The organism is Mycolicibacterium alvei (assembly GCF_010727325.1).
GTDB classification, from domain to species: Bacteria; Actinomycetota; Actinomycetes; order Mycobacteriales; family Mycobacteriaceae; genus Mycobacterium; species Mycobacterium alvei.
Genome location: NZ_AP022565.1, coordinates 5098375 through 5122749 on the forward strand (window position 1 = coordinate 5098375; position 24375 = coordinate 5122749).

A 24375-nucleotide genomic window follows, 5' to 3' on the forward strand; every position below is an offset into this window, starting at 1 on the left:
AAGTGGCGCGATCGTCCGTTGTGCCATGTTTGCGGCGTCGCGCCGGGCGCTGGCTCGTGCCGGCGTGCAATGTTGAGCAGCAATCAGATTTGATCTGGGGGTAGGTGTCCCAATCGGTCAGTTTTGGCGCCCAATATGAATCGATTGCGATTTTTTCGCGCGAATTGTCGCGGCGGGTTCACGCTCGCGATGCCTGCCGGCCACCATTTGCGGATCGAGGGGTTGGGACGCCCTGTCGGTGCGTGGCTCAGTGCGCTTCCGGTCAGTCGATACGCTGAGGGACGTGCCGTCACCCCTTCGCCGCGCCCACGGGACGATCGGCATACTCATTTCCGTGCCGACGTTGCTGTTCAGCGGCTGTACGGTCAGCCCCCCGCCGGCACCGCAGAGCACCGAGACGACTGAGACAGCACCGCCGCCCCCGATGAAGGCGACGCAGATCATCATGGCGATCGATTCGATCGGTCCCGGATTCAATCCGCACCTGCTGTCGGATCAGTCGCCGGTGAATGCGGCCGTCGCGGCGATGGTCCTGCCGAGTTCGTTCCGGCCGGTCCCCGACCCGAAGTCCCCGACGGGCTCGCGTTGGGAGCTCGACACCACGCTGCTCGATTCGGCCGAGGTGACCAGTGAGAACCCGTTCACGGTCACCTACAAGATCCGTCCCGAGGCGCAGTGGACCGACAATGCGCCCATCGCCGCCGACGACTACTGGTATCTGTGGCGCCAGATGGTCGGCCAGCCGGGCGTTGTCGATCCGTCCGGCTACGACCTGATCACCGGAGTGCAATCGGTGGAGGGCGGCAAGCAGGCGGTGGTGACCTTCTCCCAGCCGTATCCGGCGTGGCGGGAACTGTTCAACGACATCCTCCCGGCCCACATCATCAAGGACGTTCCCGGCGGTTTCGGCGCAGGTCTGGCCCGCGCGATGCCCGTCACCGGCGGGCAGTTCCGGGTGGACAGCATCGACCCGCAACGGGATGAGATCCTGCTGGCCCGCAACGACCGGTACTGGAGTGTGCCGGCCAAGCCCGACCTGGTGTTGTTCCGCCGGGGCGGGGCACCGGCAGCGCTTGCCGACTCGATCCGCAACGGCGACACCCAGGTAGCCCAGGTGCACGGTGGCGCAGCAACTTTCGCGCAGCTGAGCGCCATCCCGGATGTCCGTACCGCCAGGATCGTCACCCCGCGGGTGATGCAGCTGACCCTGCGCGGCGGGCAGCCCGACCTGGCGCAAGCCCAGGTGCGCAGGGCGATCCTGGGCCTGATCGACGTCGACCTGCTGGCGTCGGTGGGTGCGGGTGATGACAACACGGTGACGCTGGCACAGGCCCAGGTGCGCTCGCCGTCGGACCCCGGTTACGTCCCCACCGCACCGCCGGCCATGTCGCGGGAGGCCGCGCTGGATCTGTTGCGCGGAGCCGGCTATCAGATCGAGCCCGCAGCCGAGCCGCCTGCAGACGGAGCATCGTCGGAACCTGACAACGGCAGGCAGCGCATCACCAAGGACGGCGCGGTACTGTCCTTGGTTCTCGGTGTGGCGTCCAACGATCCGACATCGATCGCCGTCGCCAACACCGCGGCCGATCAACTCCGCAACGTCGGTATCGACGCCTCGGTGCTGGCCCTGGATCCTGTTGCGCTCTACAGCGATGCGTTGACAAACAACCGCGTCGACGCCGTCGTCGGCTGGCGTCAGGCCGGGGGAGACCTGGCCACCAGCCTCGCCTCGCGCTACGGCTGCCGGGCGTTGGAGGCGACAGCCGTCTCTACCACGGTCCCGGGCATCGCGCCGTCGCCGTCGCCGAAGTCCACCACGAGCACCGCGCCCGTCCCGCCGGCCAGCACACCGACACCCACTCAGCCGCTTCCGGCCCCGGAATCGGACGAGCTGGTGCAGGCGCCCAGCAATATCACCGGCATCTGCGACCACAGCATCCAGTCGAAAATCGATGGGGCGCTCGATGGTTCGCAGAACATCGCCGAGGTGATCCAGGCTGTCGAACCTCGACTGTGGAGTATGGCGACGGTTCTTCCGATCCTGCAGGACACCACGATCGTCGCGGCCGGACCGAGTGTGCAGAACGTGAGCCTGTCCGGCGCCGTGCCCGTCGGCATCGTTGGCGATGCGGGCAGTTGGGCAAAGGCGCGGTAGGAAGCAACAGCCAGAAACGAACAGTGGGCCCCCTCCACACCGTGTGAAGGGGGCCCGCCTGGTCGCGCTGTGGGGCTACTTGTCGGCGCCCTTGGCCGAGTCGCTGGAGGACCCGGCCTTCTTCTCCGCGCTCTTCTTGGGGCCGGTCTTGTCCTTCTTGAGGCCGTTGGTCAACTTCTTCGCCGCTGACTTCACCTGGTCGCGGACCGCCTTGGCGGAATTGCTGACCTTGGCCTGCCCCTTGGCAGCCTTGACCGAAGCCTTAGGCGATGCCTTGGTGACGGTCTTCGTGGCGTCGTCGCCCTCGGTGGCAGCTGCATCGGTGTCGGCAGCGGCATCCGTGGCATCGGCCGTCGGAGCCTCGACTGCACTCTCAGCTTCAGTGCTGGAAACGGCGCTGGCGATTGGAGCCGACTCTGTCTTCTCAACCTGCGGTGTCGAGGTCTCCACGGCCGCCGGGGCAGCTACCAGCGCCTTGGCCGGTGTGACATCCAGCGTCACGGTCTTGGTGGTGGAGGCGAGTGTGGAATCCAATACCGCACTCGTCTCGGACGCACCCCCGAGGCCGGGCAGGTTGCCGAGCAGATCGCCGCGATCGGCGCCCGGCGTCTTGATCGAGTTCGCGATGCCGGCAATTGCGGTCAGCACCGTCGAGATGCCTCCGCCGATGCCCCACTGGTCCGGCGGATTCAGCAGACCGCCGGTGGGGGTGCCGAAGACGTCGTATCCGTTGAGCAGGGCGCCGGTGATGGTGGCCGGAGCATTCACCAAGGCGGTCGCGAACTCGGCCGGGTCGCCGCTGCTCGCCGCGCTGACCAGGCTGTCGATGACATGTCCGGTTGCGGCGGCGGTTACCGTCAAGGGGCTCAGCAGTCCGCTCACCAGGATCGCCGGGACCATGTCGTTGACGTGGAGGGCGAACTGTCCCAGATTTACGAACGGCTGCGCAAGCGCGGGCCACGCCATGCCCACACCGATCTGTAGCGGCAGTGCGAGCAGGATGAAGCTCGATACCGCGCTGGCGAGGCCGTTCTCCAGATCCCCGGCCGCGATCAGATCGAGAGCGCCCTGCATTGACGCTGGAAAGCTCGACCAACCGTCGGGGGACAGCGCGGCTTTGAGTCCGTCGGCCGTCGTCTGCGCCGCGGCGCCCAAGACATTTGCGGTGTGCAGCTGGTTGGCGATGATCTGGGTCAGGATCGGGGCCGGGTCCGCCATCCACTGTTCGCCCAGGCCGCCGATGTTCCCGACGGCGGCTCCGATCACCTCGGCCCACAGTTCGAGGGGATTGGCGGCTGCGGTGAGATTCACCGCAGCAGACGAGGAGTCAATTGCGGGGAAGTGAGCGTCCGGAGCGGGCGGGGCCAGGGGGCTGATTGCGATGGCGCTGGCGCCTACGAGCGCGACGCCGGCGGCCAGGTACGACCGAGAAACGAGTTGCATGGGATCTCCTTACGGGGACGTAACTAGGGTCGGCGCAGAAGTTACCCCAAAGTAAGTTCAGTTGTCTGCAAATTCTCTCAGCAGATTTTCAGCCCCCCGGAACCATCGTGCTGTCCGGCAAATGAACTCCGGGTATCTGAAATATTGCTGGTAATGCGAGTTTGTCGCGGTCAAATCGCATTGTTTCGCTACCAGATGTAGCGATATTATCCATAAGTTCGAAGCGTCATAGCAAACATTTGGCGCGCTATGCCACTCGGTTGCCAGCGGGGGTGCTGGCGATAAGTTCGGTTAGGTTACCCAGCGGTAACGTCATCCGGGCGTGGGCCGGGAAGTTAGCGCGCACACATTGGACATATGAGTGTGATCTGTAAAACAGGGGCTGCTCGGATGAGATGCCGGACACTGGTCGGGCCTGCGGTCCCGGTATCCACTCCGTTGCTTGCGTTGGCAACGAAGTGGCAGTCTCAGTCAGTTTCAAAAATTGCGGATTTCGTTGTCGGGGGTTTGCCCGGTCTGTTTAGTCGACCATTACGTTGTTGCGCCGCTAGGCGAGCGATTTCAGGCCGATCATCGGTCTGACGGTCGGCGGTGAGTGTCTTTCTGCGCGGCCCGCAGGGCACGGCTATCGTCGATCACGATGCCCAGCGAAACGCCCCGCCTGCTGTTCGTTCACGCCCATCCGGACGACGAAACCCTCACCACCGGTGCCACGATCGCGCACTACGCGGCGCTCGGCGCCGACGTGCATGTGGTGACCTGCACCCTCGGCGAAGAGGGGGAGGTCATCGGCGATCGCTATGCGAACCTGGCCGTCGACCACGCCGATCAACTCGGCGGATACCGGATCAGCGAGCTGACCAAGGCACTGAGCGCACTCGGCATCGGCGCACCGCAATTCCTCGGCGGCCCCGGTCGATGGCGGGACTCGGGTATGGACGGTTCCTCGGCGCGCAAGCAACAGCGGTTCATCGACGCCGATTTTGATGAAGCGGTAGACGAACTCGTGCGCGTCATCGAGGATCTGCAACCGCACGTCGTCGTCACCTACGACCCCGACGGCGGGTACGGGCACCCCGACCACAAACAGGCCCACCGCGTCACCACCGCGGCCGTCGCGGCCGCCGGCTGGACCGTCCCCAAGTTCTATTGGACGGTCATGGCCAGCACCGCGATGCGGGCCGGCCTCCAAGGCATGAAGGACGTGCCGGAGGACTGGATCCGCATCGACGTCGGGGACGTTCCGTTCGGGTACGCCGACGACCAGATCGATGCCGTCGTCGAGGCCGGCGCCCAACTGCCGGCCAAGGTCGCCGCGATGCGCGCGCACGCCACCCAGGTCACCGTCGCACCCGACGGGAGTGGATTCGCCCTGTCCAACAACCTCGCCCTGCCGATCCTCGGTGAGGAGCATTACCTGCTCGTATCGGGCGACGCGGGCGAGCGCGATACCCGCGGGTGGGAAACCGACCTGCTGGCCGGGCTGAATCTGCAATAGCCGAAACCGCACGCGGTAAGCTCCGGTCAATCAGTGGCGTCGAAGGGACATTCATGGACCCCGATATGGATCCGAACCTGCAGCACTGGCAGGACCGTTTTGACAACTACCAGTGGGTGGTCGGTTCGATGGTCGGTCTGCTCGACAGCATTCCCACCTGAACCCGCCCTCGGACCTTGTGCTGGGCCGCGTCGTCCTGGCACTGCTCGCGGTTGACGGCGTCCTCTCAGCCGTCGTAGGCGCATTACTGCTGCCTTCACACATCGGATCGATCCCGTTTCCGATCAGCGCACTGGCTGCGGGGGCCGTCAATACCGCGCTCGTCTGGGCGGCCATGTACTGGACCGATTCCATGCGGTTGGCGGCGTTGCCGCTGTGGACATGGCTGGCCACCGTGGTGGCGATGACGTTCGGGGGACCGGGCGGAGACATCATCTTCGCCGGGCCGGGCGTAATGGCCTTCGGATCGTTGATACTGATCGCCGCCGGCGCGTTACCTCCGCTGGTACTGCTGCGACGGCGTTACCTCCGCTGACTCACTTCTTGTCGTCTTTGTCTGTGCCTGTGTTCGACGGGGCGTTGGCGCTGGAGTCCTTGGCAGCCAAGGACTTTTCCTTCTTTACCCTGGGCTTCGGCGTGACGTTCTTGACGGCGGTCTTGACCGCCTCGCGTGCGTCGTCGCGGGCCTTCTGCGCGGCGTCGACCGCGCCCTGGACCCGGGCCTGAACCCGCGACGGCAGATCCGTCGCCTTGTCGGTCGTCTCGGTCTTGATATTGCGGTTGGTGACCGGACTGGTCGGCTTCGGTGCCGTGTCCTTCACCTGATCGACCGGGTCCTGCAACGACGCGCGCACCGACGTCGGCACGTTCGTCACCTCGTCGGTGTTGGTCTCGGTCGCCGCGAATCCGGGGGTGAAGTAGTTGACCTGATCGCCGACGTAGTTCCCGACGGCGTCGACCGCGTTGTTGCCATGCGAGACGATGCTGTTGCCGACGAAGCGGGCTTCGGTTCCGGCGGCCTCCAGGAGCCCCTGGCCGTCCTTCAACACGTCGTTCAGGTAGCGGTCCGGGACCTGGATCAGGTCGGTGGTCAGGCCGACACCCTGACTCGACAGCGCGCTGACGAGGTCGTGGTTGATGTCGAGCTGCCGGCTGAGGAAGTTCAGGCGCAACGAATCGAGAACGTTGTCGGCCCCGTCGACCGCGAAGCTGGTCGCATTGTGCACGAGCCCGTAGGCGCCGCTGATGGTGTTCACCGCTGCGTCGGTCACGAAATCCGAGGGCGGCAGGACAACGTCGCCGACGAGTTCGCGCAGGCCGGGGAAGAGGGCACCGGGGGTGGCGAGTCCGGCCGACAGGCTCTGGGTGGCCAGGGTGTTGAACGGCCAGCCCGGCGGCGGTCCGGGCAGCGGCGGCAGAATCCAGCCGAAGAAGAAATTGAACTCTTGGACGCCGAAGTTGACACCGGCGTTGATCGCGGCCCCCACGGTGCTGACGAAGCCGTTCCACCACACGGCGAGGTTCAGCGGATCGTTGACGACCGGAACCAGCCAGTTGTCGAAGTAGCCATCGGCGATCGGCTTGATCAGGGCGTTGTAGAAGATGCCGATCTGATCGCCGATCGCCCAGGCGAACGGAACTCCCCAGCCTCCCAGCCAGTAGGCGATCTCCTGTGCGTAGGCCACACCCCAGTCGACCCAGCTCTGGATGCCGTCGTAGGCCCAGGTCAGCCAGTCGCTGGCGGCGTTCTGGACACCGACTTGGCCCGTCGTTGCCGCCGCCGGGGCCACTCCCAGGCTGGGGGCGCCGGGTTGGGCGGCCACCTTGGGGGCTACCGCGGCGGTCATCCTGCTGGCAGCCGCCAGCAGATCGATCATCGCCTGCGTCAGTTGAGGCTGGGTCGCTGTCGGGTGCGCCGGGATGGCGATGTCAGCCGGGGCTGCCTGCACCGGGGTGAGTGCGATGGCTGTGGCGGTGGCTGCTGCGGCGCCGGCCACGAGATAGGAACGAACACTTGTAGACATCACGACCCCTCCGGTATCCCCTCCCCGACTCGATTAACTTACGTGGTGGCCCACTGGTTTGTGGCTCCTTTACCGTCCGTGTCCAGTAAGCGCCCCGCACCACGTTGACGTGCTGGGGCTACTGTGGCCGGTATGCCGGGCGCATTGGTTCCAGAATGTGAGACGCGTGGATGATCGTGCACAACGACGGGGTTACACGGAAGTGGCTCTGAACCCCCAGCACGGCGCCGATCTGCCCATCCCGGCCGTCCCGCCGAAGTCCGCTGCGCCCACCGCGCCGACCACTTCGGGGGCTCTGCGGCGGGTGTTGCGCCGGGCTCGTGACGGCGTGACCCTCAACGTCGACGAGGCCGCGATCGCGATGACGGCCCGTGGCGAGGATCTGGCGGATCTGTGTGCCAGCGCCGCCCGGGTACGCGATGCGGGCCTGCAATCGGCGGGCCGGTACGGGGTTAACGGCCGGCTTCCGGTCAGCTATTCGCGCAAGGTCTTCATCCCCATCACGCATCTGTGCCGCGACACCTGCCACTACTGCACCTTCGTGACCGTGCCCGGCAAGCTGCGCGCACAGGGCATGGGCATGTACATGGAGCCCGACGAGATTCTCGACGTGGCTCGCCGCGGCGCGGAGTTGGGCTGCAAGGAGGCGTTGTTCACCTTGGGTGACCGCCCCGAGGAACGCTGGGACGAGGCCCGCCAGTGGCTCGATGAGCGCGGCTACGACTCCACGCTCGACTATGTGCGAGCCATGGCCATTCGCGTGCTCGAGGAGACCGGGCTGCTGCCGCACCTGAATCCGGGCGTGATGAGCTGGTCGGAGCTGTCTCGGCTGAAGCCCGTCGCGCCGTCGATGGGCATGATGCTGGAGACCACCTCCCGGCGCCTGTTCGAGGTCAAGGGCGAGGCGCACTACGGCAGCCCGGACAAGGACCCGGCGGTGCGGCTGCGCACCCTGGACGACGCCGGCAGGCTTTCAGTTCCGTTCACCACCGGCCTGCTGGTCGGCATCGGCGAGACGCTGACCGAGCGTGCCGAGACCATGCACGCGATCCGCAAGTCCCACAAGGAGTTCGGGCACGTCCAGGAAGTGATCGTGCAGAACTTCCGGGCCAAGGACCACACCGCCATGGCGGCTACGCCCGATGCGGGGATCGACGACTTCCTGGCGACGATCGCGGTGACGCGGCTGGTACTGGGGCCCAAGATGCGGATCCAGGCTCCGCCGAACCTGGTGTCGCGTGACGAATGCCTGGCGCTCATCGGTGCTGGTGTGGACGACTGGGGTGGGGTCTCACCGCTGACCCCCGATCACGTCAACCCCGAACGGCCCTGGCCGGCGCTGGACGAACTGGCCGATGTCACCGCCGAAGCCGGCTACGACCTGGTGCAGCGGCTCACCGCGCAACCGCAGTACGTGCAGGCCGGGGCGGCCTGGATCGATCCGCGGGTGCGCGAGCACGTCGACGCACTGGCCGATCCCGACACCGGGTTCGCCATTGACGTCAACCCGGTCGGGCGGCCGTGGCAGGAACCCGACGAAGCATCGGAATCGTTGGGCCGCATCGATCTGCACTCCGCGATCGACTCCGAGGGCAGGCTCACCGAGACCCGCAGTGACCTCGACAGTGCGTTCGGCGACTGGGAGTCGATCCGCGCCAAGGTGCACGAACTGGCTGCCCGCGCCCCCGAACGCGTCGACACGGATGTGCTGGCCGCGTTGCGCTCCGCCGAACGCGATCCGGGCGGCTGCAGTGACGGCGAGTACCTCGCATTGGCCACGGCGGATGGTCCGGCGTTGGAAGCCGTTACCGCACTGGCGGATTCGCTGCGTCGCGATGTCGTCGGCGATGACGTCACCTACGTCGTGAACCGCAACATCAACTTCACCAACATCTGCTACACCGGGTGCCGGTTCTGCGCCTTCGCCCAGCGCAAGGGCGACGCCGACGCCTACTCGCTGTCCACCGACGAGGTGGCCGACCGGGCCTGGGAGGCCCACGTCGCCGGCGCCACCGAAGTCTGCATGCAGGGCGGCATCGACCCGGAGCTTCCGGTCACCGGCTATGCCGATCTGGTGCGGGCCGTCAAGGCTCGCGTGCCGTCCATGCACGTACACGCCTTCTCGCCCATGGAGATCGCCAACGGCGTCACCCGCAGCGGCCTGTCCGTGCGGGAGTGGCTTACCTCGCTGCGCGAGGCCGGGCTGGGGTCGATCCCCGGCACGGCCGCCGAGATCCTCGACGACGAGGTGCGTTGGGTGCTGACCAAGGGCAAGCTGCCGACCTCGGAGTGGATCAATGTCGTGACGACCGCGCACGAGGTGGGCCTGCGCTCGTCGTCGACGATGATGTACGGCCACGTCGACACGCCCAAGCACTGGGTGGGCCACCTCAATGTGCTCCGTGGCATCCAGGATCAGACCGGCGGCTTCACCGAATTCGTGCCGCTGCCGTTCGTGCACCAGTCCTCGCCGCTGTATCTGGCCGGCGGATCCCGTCCCGGGCCGACGCACCGTGACAACCGTGCTGTGCATGCCTTGGCTCGGATCATGTTGCACGGCAGGATCTCGTCGATTCAGACGTCGTGGGTGAAGCTCGGCGTCGAGCGCACCCAGGTGATGCTGCGCGGTGGTGCCAACGATCTGGGTGGCACGTTGATGGAGGAGACGATCTCCCGGATGGCCGGTTCGGAGAACGGGTCGGCCAAGACGGTGGCCGAACTCGTCGCGATCGCCGAGGGCATCGGCCGTCCCGCCCGGCAGCGCACCACGGACTACTCGCCGCTCGCTGCCTAGGTTTTCACCGCTCGGCAAGAAAAAGGTGGAAGAAAATCTCCGCAATCGGGAATTGAATCGGACTGCGGTCCGGTTGTGTCTGATGAAGGCGCCGGACCGGCCGGCACTAGACCCGAGGAGACACCATGACCGCCGCCGTAGCCACCGACCTGACCGCAGGTACCTGGGCCATCGATCCTGTGCACTCGTCCGTCAACTTCTCAGTCCGCCATCTCATGGTCAGCAAGGTGCGGGGTAGTTTCCAGACGTTCAGCGGCGCGGTTGTCGTCGCCGAGGACGGCACCCCGTCGGTCAACGCCACCATCGACGTCACCTCGATCGACACCCGCAACGAGCAGCGCGACGCGCACGTGCGGTCCGCAGACTTCTTCGATGCCGAGAACTACCCGACCGCGACCTTTGTTTCCACCGGTGTGCGACCCGACGGGGACGACTACGTCGTCGAGGGCGATTTCACCCTCAAGGGCGTGACCAAGCCGGTGTCGCTCAAGCTTGAGTACAACGGCGTGAACGCCGGCATGGGTCAGGGTGCGGTGGCCGGATTCGAAGCCTCGGTGGTGTTGAACCGCAAGGACTTCGGCATCGACATCGACATGCCTCTGGAGACCGGGGGCACCGTCGTCGGCGACAAGGTGACCATCACCCTCGAAATCGAGGCGCTCAAGCAGGCCTGATCTGCTGATTGACCCAACCCTTTGTCACGCTGGAGTGGCTCTCGCGTCCGAGAGCCACTCCAGCGTGACATTGGTGGGTGGGGCGTCGCGGGTCAATGGCGGCCGATGTGCGACTCGGCCCGCATCCGCTCGACCATGTGCGGGTAGTGCAACTCGAAAGCCGGCCGTTCCGAACGGATCCGGGGCAGCTCGGTGAAGTTGTGCCGCGGCGGCGGGCAACTGGTGGCCCATTCCAACGAGTTTCCGTAGCCCCACGGGTCGTCGACGACAACCGGCTCGCCGTAGCGCCAACTCTTGAAGACGTTCCACACGAACGGCAGCATCGAGACACCCAGGATGAAGGCGCCGATGCTGGAGACCACGTTGAGCGTCGTGAAACCGTCCGACGGCAGGTAGTCGGCGTAGCGACGCGGCATGCCCTCGTTACCCAGCCAGTGCTGCACCAGGAACGTGGTGTGAAAACCGATGAACGTCAGCCAGAAATGGATCTTGCCCAGGCGCTCGTCGAGCAGTCGGCCGGTCATCTTCGGGAACCAGAAGTACACGCCGCCGAACGAGGCGAACACGATGGTGCCGAACAGCACGTAGTGGAAGTGTGCGATCAGGAAGTACGTATCGGTGACGTGGAAGTCGATCGGCGGGCTGGCCAGCATGACACCGGAGAGTCCACCGAGCAGGAACGTGACCATGAAGCCCACCGAGAACAGCATCGGTGTTTCAAATGTCAACTGCCCCTTCCACATCGTGCCGATCCAGTTGAAGAACTTGATACCGGTCGGTACCGCGATCATGTACGACATGAGCGAGAAGAAAGGAAGCAGAACGGCGCCCGTTGCGAACATGTGGTGTGCCCAGACCGCCATCGAGAGGGCGCCGATGCTTATCGTCGCGTAGATCAGGGTGGTGTAGCCGAACAGCGGTTTGCGGGAGAACACCGGGATGATCTCGGTGACGATGCCGAAGAACGGCAACGCCACCACGTAGACCTCGGGATGGCCGAAGAACCAGAACAGGTGCTGCCACAGGATGACTCCGCCGTTGGCGGGGTCGTAGATGTGAGCGCCGAGGTGACGGTCGGCGGCCAGGCCGAACAGTGCGGCGGTCAACAGCGGGAACACCATCAGCACCAGAACGCTGGTGACGAGGATGTTCCAGGTGAAGATCGGCATCCGGAACATCACCATGCCGGGCGCGCGCATGCACACCACGGTGGTGATCATGTTGACGGCTCCGAGGATGGTGCCGAGACCGGCCACGGCCAGACCCAGGATCCACAGGTCACCGCCGGCGCCGGGGGAATGGATGGCATTGCTCAGCGGGGCGTAGGCGGTCCAGCCGAAGTCTGCAGCGCCACCGGGAGTGATGAACCCGGCGAGGGCGATGAGGGCACCGAACACGAACAGCCAGAAAGACAGGGCGTTCAGCCTCGGGAACGCGACGTCGGGTGCGCCGATCTGCAGAGGTAGGACGAGGTTGGCGAATCCGAACACGATCGGGGTGGCGTAGAACAACAGCATCACGGTGCCGTGCATGGTGAACAACTGGTTGTACTGCTCGGTGGACAGAAACTGCAGCCCCGGTGCGGTGAGTTCGGTGCGGATGAACAGCGCCATCAAGCCGCCGGTGAAGAAGAACACGTAGCACGCGACCATGTACATCATCCCGATCATCTTGTGATCGGTGGTCGTGATGAGCTTGTAGACCAGATTTCCACGTGGCCCTAGACGCGGCGGGAATGGCCGCGTGCTGGTGAGGTCGGTGCTGATTGACGAGGTTGTGTGTGCCGTCATCGCATTGCTCCAGTTTTTTTACAAACAAGCCTTGTATAAACTATGGGCCATGACATACGTGATCGGCAAGCCATGTGTTGATGTGAAGGATCGCGCGTGCGTCGAGGAATGCCCGGTCGACTGCATCTACGAGGGTGCGCGTGCGCTCTACATCCATCCCGACGAGTGTGTGGACTGCGGCGCCTGCGAACCCGTCTGCCCGGTCGAGGCCATCTACTACGAGGATGACCTGCCCGACGAGCTCGAGGCCTACAAGGATGACAACGACGCGTTCTTCTCCGACACGCTGCCCGGACGGGACGAGCCGTTGGGCTCGCCCGGCGGGGCGGCCAAGCTGGGGCCGGTGGCTGCGGACGCGCCGCTGGTGGCGAGCCTGCCGCCACAACCGTCATGAACGCGCCCCGTGGGCGACGCCGTGACGTCCTGGCGGTGTTGCGCGACGCGGATACGCCGATGAGCATCGCGGCCATCGCCGAACAACTCGACGTGCACGCCAACACCGTGCGCTTCCACCTCGATGCCCTCCTCGCGCAGGAACAGGTCCGCCGGGTCGCGGGCGCGCGGGACAAGCCGGGGCGCCCGCCCCAGCTGTTCGCCGCGGTTGGCGGCATGGACCCCTCAGGTCCGCGCCACTATCGGCTGCTCGCCGAGGCACTGGTCGAATCGGTCGGCGCTGAGGCGGCACCCGGTGCGGCTGCCATTGCAGCGGGGCGCAAGATGGGTGCGCGGTTGGCGGCCGACCGATCCGATGCGGCCGACCGAACGCCGGTGGAGAAGTTGGTCGACCTGCTCGACGACCTCGGCTTCGCCCCCGAACCAGACCAGGCCGGCACCGAAATCGCGTTGCGGCACTGTCCTTTTCTGGAATTTGCGCGGGAACATCCGGACGTCATCTGCCCGGTGCACCTGGGTCTGATGCAGGGGGCGATGACGGCCTGGGGCGCACCGGTCACGGTTGACAGCCTGCACCCGTTCGTCGAATCCGACCGGTGCGTCGCACAACTGAGCGGCTCAACAGCGACTTAGTCCCGGTGTTTGGCCAACCCATTGGCCACGGCCTCACCCAGGATGGCGGGGTTCTTCAAGAACGGTGTGATGATGTCGACCGGCAGCGGGAACACCACCGTCGAATTCTGGTCGGCCCCGAGCTCAAGGAGTGTCTGCAGGTATCTGAGCTGAAGCGAGGCGGGATTTCTCGACAGGGTTTCGGCGGCCTGGCGCAACTCCTCGGAGGCCTGCAGCTCACCGCGGGCATTGATCACCTTGGCGCGGCGTTCGCGTTCGGCCTCGGCCTCGCGGGCCATCGCCCGCTGCATGGACTCGGGGATCTCCACATCTTTGATCTCGACCACGCGCACCTCGACACCCCACAGGGCGCTCTGGATTTCGATGATTCTTCGCAGATCCACGTTGAGGTCCTCGCGGTGCGCCAGCAGCGTGTCAAGGTCGGCCCGGCCGAGCAGCGACCGCAGTGTGGTCTGGGCGATCTGTGAGGTGGCCACCGCGTAGTTCTCCACCGCCATGATCGCTTTCAGCGGATCGGTCACCTGGAACATCACCACGGCGTTCACCCGCGCGGGCACATTGTCGCGGGTGATCACTTCCTGCGGCGGGATGGTCAGCGTCACTACGCGCTGATCGACACGCACCATCCGGTCGGCCAATGGCAGCAGCGCCACCAGGCCCGGCCCGTACAACGGCCGGGCGCGTCCCATCCGGAACACCACGCCGCGCTCATATTCGCGCAGCACCTTCAACGAGAAGTAGGCCAGCGCGATCAACACGATCACCCCCGCCGCGGCGAGGAACAACCACAATCCGCTCACTGATTCTCCTTCCGGTCCGACCAGTCCCCGCCCCACCGAGTGGTGAACCGGTCGACCGTCGCGGCGCTGAGCTCCTGCTCGCCCGTGCGGTGCGGTAGGTGGTCGGGTGCGTTGGCCGGGCTCGACCACAGGTGACGGGCCAACGGCACCGTTGCGGCGGCGACGACCGCCGCGGTGGTCAGCAGCACGATCACGTCACCGGCGCCGTGCTGGTCGATCAGGGTCGCCGCGAGCAGTATCAACGCCAAACCGGCTATCACGCAGGCGATTCCGCGGTGGAACTGGCCGGCCTCGGAGTGCGGCCACGGATCGACCTCGCGGCTGATCTCGCGTCCGTGTGAGGACGTCGTGCAGGTGGACTTGACCGGGCAGCTGTTGCAGACGGCGGGCTTGGCGCGATACCGCATCACCCGGTTGGCCGGGTCGAACGATGTCGGCCACAACCACTGGTCCTCCGGGCACTTCCAGGCGTCGTGGTCGGCGTGATAGGTGAATTGTCCGGTGCGCCAACGTAACGCGCGTGCCGATGTCCGCCGGGCCATCGAGTCGAACCCCCATGCGACCGCGACCAGCAGTATCGCGTAGCCGGCGACCAGCCACGCGGTGACCGACGGGGGACTCAAGGGGCCTCTTTCACCGGGGTGGCCGGGATCTCGGTGTAGAGCGGGTTCTCGGGCAGCTCGTCGGCGGTCTCGCCGTAGCGGAAGTGGCGCAGCGCCTGCCAGGAAATCCAGATGAACGGCAGGATGCCGCCGACGATGAAGATGACGTCACCGGGCAGGCGCAGCCATTCCAGCAGGGCGTTGCCGGGCTGGGTGAGGAAGCCCAGCGAGCGGGCCTCGAAATACCCCTGGTTGACCGAGTGGTACAGCTGGATGACCCCGAGTGGCAGCAGGCTGGCGAACACCATCCAGGCCAGCCCGATATTGAGGCACCAGAACGATATTCGTGCCCACCTCTCCGGCCACTTCTGCGACGGGATCACGTAGCGGAAGGCGAACATGGCCAGCCCGACCGCCAGCATGCCGTACACGCCCATCATCGCCGCGTGTCCGTGGTTGGCGGTCAGCGCGGTGCCGATCTGGTAGTACGACACGATCGGCAGGTTGATCAGGAACCCGAAGATGCCTGCGCCCACGAAGTTCCAGAAACCCACGGCCACCAGGAACATCACCGCCCAGCGATGCGGGAATGGTTTGGTGTCGCCGGCCCTCTGTCTGGACCCCAGTTGCAGGAAGGCCCAGGCCTCGATGGTGAGGAAGGTCAGCGGTATCACCTCGGCGGCCGAGAAGAATGCTCCGAGTGCCATGTGCTCCACCGGTGTTCCGGAGAAGTACAGATGGTGCATGGTGCCGATGACTCCGCCCGCGGAGTACAGGATCACGTCGAGGAAGATGACGCCGAGTGCGATCCGCTGACTCACCACGCCGAGCATCACGAAGATGTAGGCGACCATCACGGTGGTGAACAGTTCGAGGAAGTCCTCGACCCACAGATGCACCACCCAGAACCGCCAGAAATCGGCGACGGTCAGGTGGGTGTCGCTGCCGGCCAGCAGTCCGACTGCATAGAAGGCCGGGATTGCCAGGCCGGCGAACAGGAACACCCACGGCATGTTGGTTTTGGCTTCGCCCCTGAGCCGATCGCGCATGCCGCGCCAGATGATGATGATCCACAGGAACATGCCGACGGTCAGCAGCACCTGCCACAACCGGGGCAGGTCAAGGTACTCCCACTGTTGGGAGAACAGCGATCCGGACGGGACCAGGCCGTAGATCGACAGGGCTTCGGTGATCAGCGAGCCGACCACCACCACGACGAGGGCGCCGAGCAGACCGTAGGCCAGCCAGTGCTGGCGTTTGGGTTCGCGTCGGGCGATGAACGGGGTCAGGAAGATTCCACCGGCCAGGAACGCCGCGGCGGGCCACAGCAGGGCCAGCTGCAGGTGCCAGGTGCGGGCCAGGTTGTAGGGCAGCAGCGCGGCGAGGTCGAGGCCGAAGAAATTGGACAGCTCGGCCCGGTAATGCTGGACCGCGGCGCCGAGCAGGGCCTGGGCCAGGAAGAGGACCGAGACGATCGCGAAGAACCAGATCGTCGCGCGCTGGGAGCGGGTCAGCGCCACCTCACCGGGCTGGCGGAAGGACAGGATGGGAGCTTCGCTGCTCTGCCAGCCGATCTTCTGGCTCCACCGGCCGTAGACCGCGAACATGATCCCGGTGCCGCCCAGCAGCATCACCAGAGACAGTGCCGACCAGACCACCAGTTGGGCGGTGGGTCCGTTGTCCACCCGCGGTTCGGCCGGCCAGTTGTTGGTGTAGCTGTAGCTGTGGCCGGGGCGCTCGGCGGCCGCCGCCCACGCGGTCCAGGCGAAAAATGCTGTCAGGTCATGGATTTCGGTGGGGTCGGTGATCAGTTTCGGGAGCAGACCGTACTTGGTGGAGTCCTCGCCGAAGAACGCGGCATAGTGCGCGGTGATGTTGTCGAATGCGGTGGCCTGCCGGTCGGTGAACATCAGGGTGCCGGTGTCCGGGTTGTAGCGGTTGGTACGGAACTCCTCGACCACGGCGTTGTGGGTATCGGTCATGCCACCGGCCCGCAACTGTGCTGCGACGTCATCGGTGGCCCGGCGCAGGTAGTCGGCGGTGTAATCGGGCCCCAGGTACGCACCGTGACCGACGATCGACCCGTATTCCTGTAGTCCGCGGGCCTGGAAGATCTCCTGGCCGCGGGTGACATCCTCGCCGGTGAAGACCACCCGGCCGGATTCGGTCGCCACCTTGTCCGGCATCGGCATCGATGCGGTGTAGGTGCGATAGGCCAGGATGCCCATCACGAAGAATCCGAAGATCATCACCAGAGCGACGCCCTGGACCCAGCCTTTGCCGATCAGCCGTTCGGCCGACGTGACATCGGCGCGCGACGATGAGGGTGGTTCGACGGGCTTGATCGCCATGCTCTGACTCCCCAACAGAACAGTGCGGAACCACGATTGACCCCGCACGATGGACGTTGTCGACGCGTCTGAAGCTACCTTTCCCGAACGTCAAATATTCGGGAATTGGGGAATGCCGAGCACATCGCTTCCGGGATGGGCCTAGAGCCGGGCGGCCAACTCCGTGCCCTGACGGATCGCGCGCTTGGCGTCGAGTTCGGCGGCGACGGCCGCTCCGCCGATGAGATGTGGTGTGATGCCGCGGGCACACAGCGCGTCTTCGAGATCGCGCACCGACTCTTGCCCGGCGCAAATCACCACGTTGTCGACGGGGAGCACACGCCGGTCTCGGCGTTCGGAACCGAAACTGATGTGCAGACCGTCATCGTCGATGAGCTCGTAGTTCACTCCGGAAAGCTGATGCACCCCTTTGGCTTTCAATGAGGCGCGATGCACCCAGCCGCTGGTCTTGCCGAGGTTGCGGCCCTGTGGGCCCTTTGTGCGCTGCAGCAGGTACACCTCACGGACGGCCGGGGCGGGCACCGCAGTGGTGAGCGCTCCGCGAGCTTCCTGCGGGTCGGCCGCGCCCCATTCGGCCTTCCATTCCTTGAGGTTCAGCGTGGGCGAGTTGTCGGTCGTCAGGAATTCGCTGACATCGAAGCCGATCCCGCCGGCGCCGATCACCGCCACCGACTTACCCACGGGTGCACCGGTGATGGCCTGGACATAGGTGAGCACCTTCGGATGGTCGATCCCGGGGATGGCGGGAAGCCGCGGCGTCACCCCACTGGCGAGCACCACGTCGTCGAAGCCGGTCAGGTCGTCGACTCCGGCCCGAACCCCCAGCTGCACGTCGACTTCGAACTTGTCGAGCATCGTCGTGTAGTACCTGATGGTCTCGTTGAACTCTTCCTTGCCGGGAATCCTTCTCGCCAGGTCGAATTGGCCTCCGATGGCCGACCCCGCCTCGAACAGTGTCACCCGGTGGCCGCGCTGGGCGGCACTGACTGCGGTGGCCAGTCCGGCCGGGCCGGCCCCCACGACGGCCACGGATCGGGCTCGACGTGTCGGGCTGAGCACCAGTGTCGTTTCCCGCCCGGCCCTGGGGTTGAGTAGACACGAAACCTTTTGGTGCACAAAGGCATGGTCGAGGCAGGCCTGATTGCATGCGATGCAGGTGTTGATCTCGTCGGCACGCGCCTCGGCGGCCTTGAGTACCCAGTCCGGATCGCTGAGCAAGGGCCGCGCCATGGAGATCAACTGGACGTGGGTGTCGGTCAGGATCTGTTCGGCGTTCTGCGGCATGTTGATCCGGTTGGATGCCACCACGGGGATGGAGACGTGTTCGGCCACCGCACTGCTGATGTCGACGAACGCGCTGTTGGGTACCGAGGTGACGATCGTGGGTATCCGGGCCTCGTGCCAGCCGAAGCCCGAGTTGAGGATCGTCGCTCCGGCGGCCTCGACTTCCGTTGCGAGGGCAACGGTTTCCTCCCAGCTCTGACCGTCCTCGACGTAGTCGGCCATCGACAGGCGGTAGCAGATGATGAAGTCGGGGCCCACCGCCTCACGCACCCGTCGCACGATCTCGACCGGGAAGCGGCGGCGTTTCTCGGGCGTCCCGCCCCATGCGTCGGTGCGCTTGTTGGTACGCGGGGCCAGGAACTGGTTGAGCAGATAGCCCTCGCTGCCCATGATCTCGACGCCGTCATAACCGGCCTCGCGGGCCAGCAGTGCGCAGCTGACGAAATCGTCGACAGTGCCCTCGACGTCCCGCAAGGCGCGCGGCTTGAACGGGTTGATCGGGGCCTTGATCGATGATGCGCTCACCGAAAGTGGGTGATACGCATAGCGTCCCGCGTGCAGGATCTGCAGCAGGATCTTGCCGTCGGCCTCGTGCACGGCGCCGGTGATCCGGCGGTGGCGCCGCGCTTCGGTGGAGGACACCAGTTGTGAGGCGAACGGCAGCAGCCAGCCGGTCCGGTTCGGGGCGTAGCCGCCGGTGATGATCAGCCCGACGCCGCCGCGGGCTCGCTCGGCGAAGTATTCGGCCAGCTTGGCAGTGTCACCGGCGCGGTCTTCGAGACCCGTGTGCATCGAGCCCATCACCACGCGGTTGCGCAGCGTGGTGAACCCGAGGTCCAACGGCGACAAAAGGTGCGGATAGCTCAACGCCATGTCCGCAGGGTAAGTGGGACCGACGGTCCTATGCAACTAATTGATTGATTTAGGGCGGGTTGGCGGAATCGGTCGGGCGGCTAGGCGTGGTGTATGTGCGACGTTTAGTATCAGTTACTGCGCGCCTCTCCCAGAGTGGGGTGACGCGCATAAGTTAGGGCACACTGAGACGAGCGTCCGAGTATGGGCAACGCATACTTTGACGTCGAACTCATCAGAGTCCCCGAACACCGAGCCCAGCAGCCCACTGGACAGGAGAGACATCAGTGACGTACGTCATTGCCGAACCCTGCGTCGACGTCAAAGACAAGGCATGTATCGAGGAGTGCCCTGTCGATTGCATCTACGAGGGTGCCCGCATGCTGTACATCCACCCCGACGAGTGTGTGGATTGCGGCGCGTGCGAACCGGTCTGCCCGGTCGAGGCCATCTACTACGAAGATGACGTGCCGGACCAGTGGGGTAGCTACACGCAGGTCAACGCCGACTTCTTCAACGAGTTGGGTTCGCCCGGCGGCGCCTCCAAGGTCGGCCAGACCGACAACGATCCGCAGGTGATCAAGGATCTGCCGGCCAAGGCCGAGGACTGAGCACAGTCGGATCCGGTTTCGAGACTGACGTGGTGCGACAGCGTCGTTCGGCGGCACTGCCAGAGTTCCCCTGGGACACCCTGGCCGACGTCACCGCTCTGGCCCGTTCGCACCGCGACGGAATCGTCGACCTTTCGGTAGGCACGCCCGTCGATGAGGTAGCTCCGGTCGTCCAGCGGGCGCTGGCTGCCGCCAGTTCCGCTCCCGGTTATCCGACGACGGCCGGTACCCCCGCCCTGCGTGCCTCCGCCGAAGCGGCACTGCGACGCCGGTACGGCATCACCGACCTGGCGCCGGAGGCGGTGCTGCCGGTGATCGGTACCAAGGAGCTGATTGCCTGGCTGCCGACGCTGCTGGCGATCGGCCCCGGCGATGCCGTCGTTGTCCCTGAGCTGGCTTACCCGACCTACGAGGTCGGTGCCCTGCTGGCCGGGGCGCAGGTGCTGCGTGCCGATTCACTGACTCAGCTGGGCCCGCAGCGTCCCGCCCTGATCTTTCTCAACTCGCCCAGTAACCCCACCGGCAAGGTGCTCCCGCTGGATCACCTCCGCAAGGTGGTGTCCTGGGCCCGCGACCGCGGCGTGCTGGTCGCCTCCGACGAGTGCTATCTGGGGCTGAGCTGGGAAGCCGAACCGCTCAGCGTCCTGCACCCGTCGGTCTGCGACGGTGACCACACCGGGTTGTTGGCCATCCACTCCCTGTCCAAGACGTCGTCGTTGGCCGGCTACCGGGCCGGGTTCGTCGCCGGCGACCCCGCTGTGGTCGCCGAGTTGCTCGCGGTGCGCAAGCACGCCGGGATGATGGTCCCTGGACCGGTGCAGGCCGCGATGGTGGCCGCACTCGACGACGACGAGCACGAGATCGCCCAGCGCGAGCGGTACGCGAGGCGCCGCGCGGTCCTGCTGCCAGCCCTGCAGGCGGCCGGGTTCACCGTCGAGCACTCCGAGGCCGGCCTGTATCTGTGGGCCACCCGCGGGGAGCCGTGCCGCGACACCGTCCGGTGGTTGGCCGAGCGCGGGATCCTGGCGGCGCCGGGCGAGTTCTATGGTCCCGCCGGGGCCCAGTTCGTCCGGGTTGCGCTGACCGCGACCGATGAGCGCATCGCCACTGCCGTGCAGCGGTTGTCAGCCCAATAACCCCAGCGACATCGCGGTGGTGACCGCCGCCGTGCGATCGGACACCCCGAGTTTGTGGAACGCGCGCAGCAGATGCGTCTTCACCGTGGCCTCGCTGATGTGCAGGGCGCGGCCGATATCGGCGTTGGTGGCACCGGTGGACACCAACGCCAGCACCTCGGCCTCCCGCACCGACAATGTCACCGCGGGCGCGCGGACCGCGTTCACCAGTCGGTCGGCAACCCCGGGGGCCAGTACGGTCTTGCCGCGCGCGGCGTCGCGCACGGCACGGGCCAGCTCGGCGCGGGACGCATCCTTGAGCAGGTAGCCCGTCGCCCCGGCCTCGACGGCGCGCAGGATGTCGGTATCGCTTTCGTAGGTCGTGACCACGACGATGTGGGTTGACGGATTGTCGGCCAGAATCTGCGCAGTCGCGGTGACCCCGTCGATCCCGGGCATCCGCAGATCCATCAGGATGACGTCGGGTCGCAGTGTGTGGGCCAGCGCGATCGCCTCGGACCCGGAGCCGGCCTCCCCGATCACGGTCAGGTCGTCCTCGACATCGATCATGCCGCGGAGCCCCTCGCGGACCACCGGATGGTCATCGACCAGCAGAACGGTGGTCATGCCGGGACCGCCACGATCACCTGTAGGCCGCCACCATCTGGTGTGGACAGTGTCAGCGTGCCGCCGACCTGATCCAGCCGGGCCTGCATGCCACGCAGGCCGAATCCGTCGACGTGATGGGGCCGTAGGCCGACGCCGTTGTCGGACAGGGAAAGTCGTACCCCGTCCGGCGCGGGTTCCAGCCGGACCCGGAGTTCATCGGCCTGGGAATGCCGGCGTACGTTCGCCATCGCCTCCTGTGCGCTGCGCAGCAACACCACGTCGGTGGCCATCCCGAGCTGCGGTAGGTCGTCGTCGATATGGACGTCGACCACGATGCCGGTCTCGGCAGCCAGGCGTTCGCACTGGCGGCGCAGGGCGGCGGGCAGGGAGCCCTTCTCCAACGCGGCCGGCGTCAACCGGGTCACCATCGTGCGTGCCTCGGCCAGGTTGTCCCGTGCGGTGCTGCGGATCAGCTCGACGTGCCGGGCGGCGGCGGCCGGATCGCTCTCGCGCTCGGCCTGCACGGCCTGGGCGAGCGCCACGATGCTGGTGAACCCCTGTGCCAGGGTGTCGTGGATCTCCCGGGCCAGTCGCTCCCGCTCGGCGGCCACCCCGGCCTCGCGGGACAGTTGAGCGGCCCGGGCCCGACTGGCCGCCAGCTCGGCGACCGTCTCGGTCAACTGTTGCCGCTGGCGCATGGTCGTCATGATCGTCGTACCGATGATCGGTGCCGCCACCGCGCCCACCAGGGTCACCGCCGCCACGGCAGGCAAACTCGGCCATCCCGGCCCGTGGCTTGCCGCAGCGAGGCCCAACGGAGCGACGGTGACCAGGAAGGTCAGCGTCAGCGCCGCCGTCAGTGGCAGCGTCGCAAAGATCAGCGGGTAGAGCGCCGGAACCGCCGCGACGGCCGGGGGTGCCGCCAGCAGTGCGACGAGCCACAGTCCGATCATCACCGCCACGAACGCTGCCGTCCGCGCCCGCACTGGACCGGCGATCGGGTCTGCTTCGCGAATGATGTTGCGTCCGAATGCCAGCACGATCACCACCATCGCGATGAGCGCTCCGCAGGCCACCGGCAGGTTGCCGCCGAAGGTGTGTCGCAGAAGCACGACGGCGAGGATCGCCGCGACGCACAGCCCGCAGACGTAGGTCTCCCACATCCAGTGCCAGTCCGACGGTTCGCGCAGCGCGGCCCGCGACGCCGGGGTTTCGGTCATCTGCCGATGCTAACGGTCCGACGCCACCCAGTTGCCGTGGAAGCCGTGCGGAACCCGAACCGGAATATGCACGGTGGCAACGGGTGCCAGGCTCTGCCCGTCGAGCAGTACGAGATCGCTGCGGTTCTCGGCACGGTCGTAGACGAAGCCCATCACCACACCGTCGTTCTCGTCGGCATCAGGTCCGGACGGGACGAAGACGAACTCGCCGGGTTCGCGCCCGGGCCCGAAGTCGACTCGGTCGGTGGTGCCGTCGCGCAGGTCGTGGCGCAGGATGGCAGCCGGCGCGGCGTCCGGTTCTGACGGGAGGCTGACGGTGTAGCCGTACCGGTGCTGCCGCCCGGTGAGCCGGTCGTCGATGCGGGGGAACTCCTGCGTCTCGTCATGGAGTCGCTGCTCGTGAACCCGGCCGCTGTGAAGGCCGATGATCCAGCGGTCCAATGTGATCGAGTCGGTGAACAGCCGGTCCCCGGTGGTGAACACCGCCGGGTGCCGGACGACGTCGAGCACGATCTGCTCGCCGTCGGGCCCGGTCTGGTCAAAACCGTTGAGGGCGTGGAATACGTAGCACGGCGGCACGTCGAACCAGCGGATGTCGGCGGCCGTACCCTCGCGCGGCAGCACCCCGAGGCGGGCACCGTGTTCCGGCGCCCATCGGTAGGGCATCGAGGTGGTCGGCAGTGCGGCCCGTTCGGAACCGCGCATCGCCGCGCGCAACACGAAGTCCGGTGCCGCGTGGCGGGCGGCGAATCCGGTCAGCAGCCGCGCCGCGGCTCGTGCCGGAGCGCTCTTGACCATGGTGCTCAGGTCCAGCTGCACCGGCAGGTCGTAGATCACCACGTACTTCTCGGTCAGGGTGAAGTCGTGCATCATCGTGTGCGCGGGCAAGGCGATGTCGACGGTGTGCCGGACCCGGCCGTCCACCCCGGTGACGGAGTAGCTCACCAGGTTTCCCCGCAGCGGGTTGTACGAGACGGCGTGTAGCTCACCGGTTTTCGGATCGTGCTTGGGATGCGCGGTGAATCCGCCGAACAGCGTGCCGCAGAAGTCGGACGGGCCCACCGTGTCGAGTTCCTCGGTGAGCTCATAGGGCCGCGCCCCGGCCTCGGTGATCACCAGGGTCTTGCCGGCATGACCGATGATGTTGGTGTTGGCCGGGAAATCGAATCCGCCCGCGTGCGCGCCGCCGGCCCACTTCTCGCCGAGCTCACGGGCCACCGAACTCGACCGGATCCAGCGGTTGCGGTACCAGGTCGCGGCGCCGTCGCGCAGCCGGATCCCGTGCGCCATACCGTCACCCAGGAACCAGTGGTGGTGCTTCGGATCGGGAGCCCGCAGCGGGTTGGGCCCGGTGCGCAGGTAGCGCCCGTCGAGATAGTCCGGAATGGTCCCGGTGACGGTGAGGTCGGTGACGGTGACCTCGTCATGTACCGGGGCGAAGTTCCCACTCAGAAACGGATGTTCGGATTCCTGCTGAACCGCTTCGGTAGTCATACCCCTACGGTGCCGCTTCGGCGGCTTCGGCGC

Annotated in this window: 19 protein-coding genes; 9 read left to right on the plus strand and 10 right to left on the minus strand. The window is 66.2% G+C overall.

Going from position 1 to position 24375, the window contains the following annotated elements:
* The first annotated feature begins 283 nt into the window (after positions 1–283).
* Complete coding sequence (locus tag G6N44_RS24430) at positions 284–2155, plus strand: ABC transporter family substrate-binding protein (RefSeq protein ID WP_163668516.1); 1872 nt, start codon at positions 284–286, stop codon at positions 2153–2155.
* A gap of 75 nt (positions 2156–2230) precedes the next feature.
* Here the strand turns inward: G6N44_RS24430 and G6N44_RS24435 are convergent, their stop codons facing one another.
* Positions 2231–3598, minus strand: coding sequence for a hypothetical protein (locus tag G6N44_RS24435; protein ID WP_163668518.1), 1368 nt, complete (start codon positions 3596–3598; stop codon positions 2231–2233).
* Positions 3599–4238: 640 nt separating this feature from the next.
* Here G6N44_RS24435 and mshB point away from each other — a divergent pair.
* Both mshB and G6N44_RS24445 read left to right on the plus strand, forming a co-directional pair.
* Positions 4239–5096: an N-acetyl-1-D-myo-inositol-2-amino-2-deoxy-alpha-D-glucopyranoside deacetylase gene (gene mshB, locus G6N44_RS24440; RefSeq protein WP_163668520.1), complete on the plus strand. Its 858-nt coding sequence runs from the start codon at positions 4239–4241 to the stop codon at positions 5094–5096.
* Positions 5097–5208: 112 nt separating this feature from the next.
* Positions 5209–5631, plus strand: coding sequence for a hypothetical protein (locus G6N44_RS24445; protein ID WP_170309424.1), 423 nt, complete (start codon positions 5209–5211; stop codon positions 5629–5631).
* Position 5632: 1 nt separating this feature from the next.
* Here the strand turns inward: G6N44_RS24445 and G6N44_RS24450 are convergent, their stop codons facing one another.
* Positions 5633–7120, minus strand: a complete 1488-nt coding sequence (locus G6N44_RS24450) for a hypothetical protein (RefSeq protein WP_163668524.1) — start codon at positions 7118–7120, stop codon at positions 5633–5635.
* A gap of 202 nt (positions 7121–7322) precedes the next feature.
* Here G6N44_RS24450 and G6N44_RS24455 point away from each other — a divergent pair, with 202 nt between their 5' ends.
* Positions 7323–9914: a bifunctional FO biosynthesis protein CofGH gene (locus G6N44_RS24455; protein WP_163668526.1), complete on the plus strand. Its 2592-nt coding sequence runs from the start codon at positions 7323–7325 to the stop codon at positions 9912–9914.
* 125 nt (positions 9915–10039) lie between these two features.
* A complete protein-coding gene (locus tag G6N44_RS24460; RefSeq protein WP_163668528.1) occupies positions 10040–10588 on the plus strand; it encodes a YceI family protein in 549 nt (182 codons plus the stop codon).
* A gap of 92 nt (positions 10589–10680) precedes the next feature.
* Here G6N44_RS24460 and ctaD read toward each other — a convergent pair whose 3' ends face one another.
* Positions 10681–12378 (minus strand): aa3-type cytochrome oxidase subunit I, encoded by a 1698-nt coding sequence (gene ctaD, locus G6N44_RS24465; protein ID WP_163668530.1) that lies wholly within the window; start codon positions 12376–12378, stop codon positions 10681–10683.
* Between the two features lie 49 nt (positions 12379–12427).
* Here ctaD and fdxA (G6N44_RS24470) point away from each other — a divergent pair, with 49 nt between their 5' ends.
* Positions 12428–12772, plus strand: a complete 345-nt coding sequence (gene fdxA / locus G6N44_RS24470; protein ID WP_163668531.1) for a ferredoxin — start codon at positions 12428–12430, stop codon at positions 12770–12772.
* Entirely contained in the window at positions 12769–13404 is a 636-nt protein-coding gene (locus G6N44_RS24475; RefSeq protein ID WP_163668532.1) for a helix-turn-helix transcriptional regulator, read from the plus strand. The genes fdxA (G6N44_RS24470) and G6N44_RS24475 overlap by 4 nt, the downstream gene beginning before the upstream one ends.
* Here G6N44_RS24475 and G6N44_RS24480 read toward each other — a convergent pair.
* From G6N44_RS24480 to G6N44_RS24495, 4 genes are all read right to left on the minus strand, one after another.
* A complete protein-coding gene (locus tag G6N44_RS24480) occupies positions 13401–14204 on the minus strand; it encodes a slipin family protein (RefSeq protein ID WP_163668533.1) in 804 nt (267 codons plus the stop codon). The two genes, G6N44_RS24475 and G6N44_RS24480, sit on opposite strands and share 4 nt — an antisense overlap.
* Complete coding sequence (locus G6N44_RS24485; RefSeq protein ID WP_163668534.1) at positions 14201–14827, minus strand: hypothetical protein; 627 nt, start codon at positions 14825–14827, stop codon at positions 14201–14203. Before G6N44_RS24485 ends, G6N44_RS24480 begins: the two co-directional genes overlap by 4 nt.
* Positions 14824–17157 (minus strand): nitric-oxide reductase large subunit, encoded by a 2334-nt coding sequence (locus G6N44_RS24490; RefSeq protein WP_163668535.1) that lies wholly within the window; start codon positions 17155–17157, stop codon positions 14824–14826. Before G6N44_RS24490 ends, G6N44_RS24485 begins: the two co-directional genes overlap by 4 nt.
* 141 nt (positions 17158–17298) lie before the next feature.
* Entirely contained in the window at positions 17299–19314 is a 2016-nt protein-coding gene (locus G6N44_RS24495; protein ID WP_163668536.1) for an NADPH-dependent 2,4-dienoyl-CoA reductase, read from the minus strand.
* 266 nt (positions 19315–19580) lie between these two features.
* Here G6N44_RS24495 and fdxA (G6N44_RS24500) point away from each other — a divergent pair, with 266 nt between their 5' ends.
* Positions 19581–19904 carry a ferredoxin gene (fdxA, locus tag G6N44_RS24500; RefSeq protein WP_163668537.1) on the plus strand — a complete coding sequence of 108 codons (324 nt, stop codon included), beginning with the start codon at positions 19581–19583 and terminating at the stop codon, positions 19902–19904.
* A 29-nt stretch (positions 19905–19933) separates the two neighbouring features.
* Entirely contained in the window at positions 19934–21040 is a 1107-nt protein-coding gene (dapC, locus tag G6N44_RS24505; RefSeq protein ID WP_163668539.1) for a succinyldiaminopimelate transaminase, read from the plus strand.
* Here dapC and G6N44_RS24510 read toward each other — a convergent pair.
* From G6N44_RS24510 to G6N44_RS24520, 3 genes are read right to left on the minus strand one after another with little or no spacing between them, the layout of a single operon-like run.
* Entirely contained in the window at positions 21029–21646 is a 618-nt protein-coding gene (locus G6N44_RS24510) for a response regulator (RefSeq protein ID WP_163668540.1), read from the minus strand. The two genes, dapC and G6N44_RS24510, sit on opposite strands and share 12 nt — an antisense overlap.
* On the minus strand, positions 21643–22848 hold the full coding sequence (locus G6N44_RS24515) for a sensor histidine kinase (RefSeq protein WP_235682865.1): 1206 nt from the start codon (positions 22846–22848) through the stop codon (positions 21643–21645). The genes G6N44_RS24510 and G6N44_RS24515 overlap by 4 nt, the downstream gene beginning before the upstream one ends.
* A 9-nt stretch (positions 22849–22857) precedes the next feature.
* Positions 22858–24342, minus strand: a complete 1485-nt coding sequence (locus G6N44_RS24520) for a carotenoid oxygenase family protein (RefSeq protein ID WP_163668541.1) — start codon at positions 24340–24342, stop codon at positions 22858–22860.
* Positions 24343–24375 lie beyond the last annotated feature (33 nt).

Excerpts from the sequence above, each read along its gene's own strand:
- G6N44_RS24435 (WP_163668518.1), bottom strand. The coding sequence starts at position 3,598 with ATGCAACTCGTTTCTCGGTCGTACCTGGCCGCCGGCGTCGCGCTCGTA.
- mshB (WP_163668520.1), top strand. The coding sequence starts at position 4,239 with ATGCCCAGCGAAACGCCCCGCCTGCTGTTCGTTCACGCCCATCCGGAC.
- G6N44_RS24450 (WP_163668524.1), bottom strand. The coding sequence starts at position 7,120 with ATGTCTACAAGTGTTCGTTCCTATCTCGTGGCCGGCGCCGCAGCAGCC.
- G6N44_RS24460 (WP_163668528.1), top strand. The coding sequence starts at position 10,040 with ATGACCGCCGCCGTAGCCACCGACCTGACCGCAGGTACCTGGGCCATC.
- ctaD (WP_163668530.1), bottom strand. The coding sequence starts at position 12,378 with ATGACGGCACACACAACCTCGTCAATCAGCACCGACCTCACCAGCACG.
- fdxA (WP_163668531.1), top strand. The coding sequence starts at position 12,428 with ATGACATACGTGATCGGCAAGCCATGTGTTGATGTGAAGGATCGCGCG.
- G6N44_RS24475 (WP_163668532.1), top strand. The coding sequence starts at position 12,769 with ATGAACGCGCCCCGTGGGCGACGCCGTGACGTCCTGGCGGTGTTGCGC.
- G6N44_RS24490 (WP_163668535.1), bottom strand. The coding sequence starts at position 17,157 with ATGGCGATCAAGCCCGTCGAACCACCCTCATCGTCGCGCGCCGATGTC.
- G6N44_RS24495 (WP_163668536.1), bottom strand. The coding sequence starts at position 19,314 with ATGGCGTTGAGCTATCCGCACCTTTTGTCGCCGTTGGACCTCGGGTTC.
- G6N44_RS24510 (WP_163668540.1), bottom strand. The coding sequence starts at position 21,646 with ATGACCACCGTTCTGCTGGTCGATGACCATCCGGTGGTCCGCGAGGGG.
- G6N44_RS24515 (WP_235682865.1), bottom strand. The coding sequence starts at position 22,848 with ATGACCGAAACCCCGGCGTCGCGGGCCGCGCTGCGCGAACCGTCGGAC.
- G6N44_RS24520 (WP_163668541.1), bottom strand. The coding sequence starts at position 24,342 with ATGACTACCGAAGCGGTTCAGCAGGAATCCGAACATCCGTTTCTGAGT.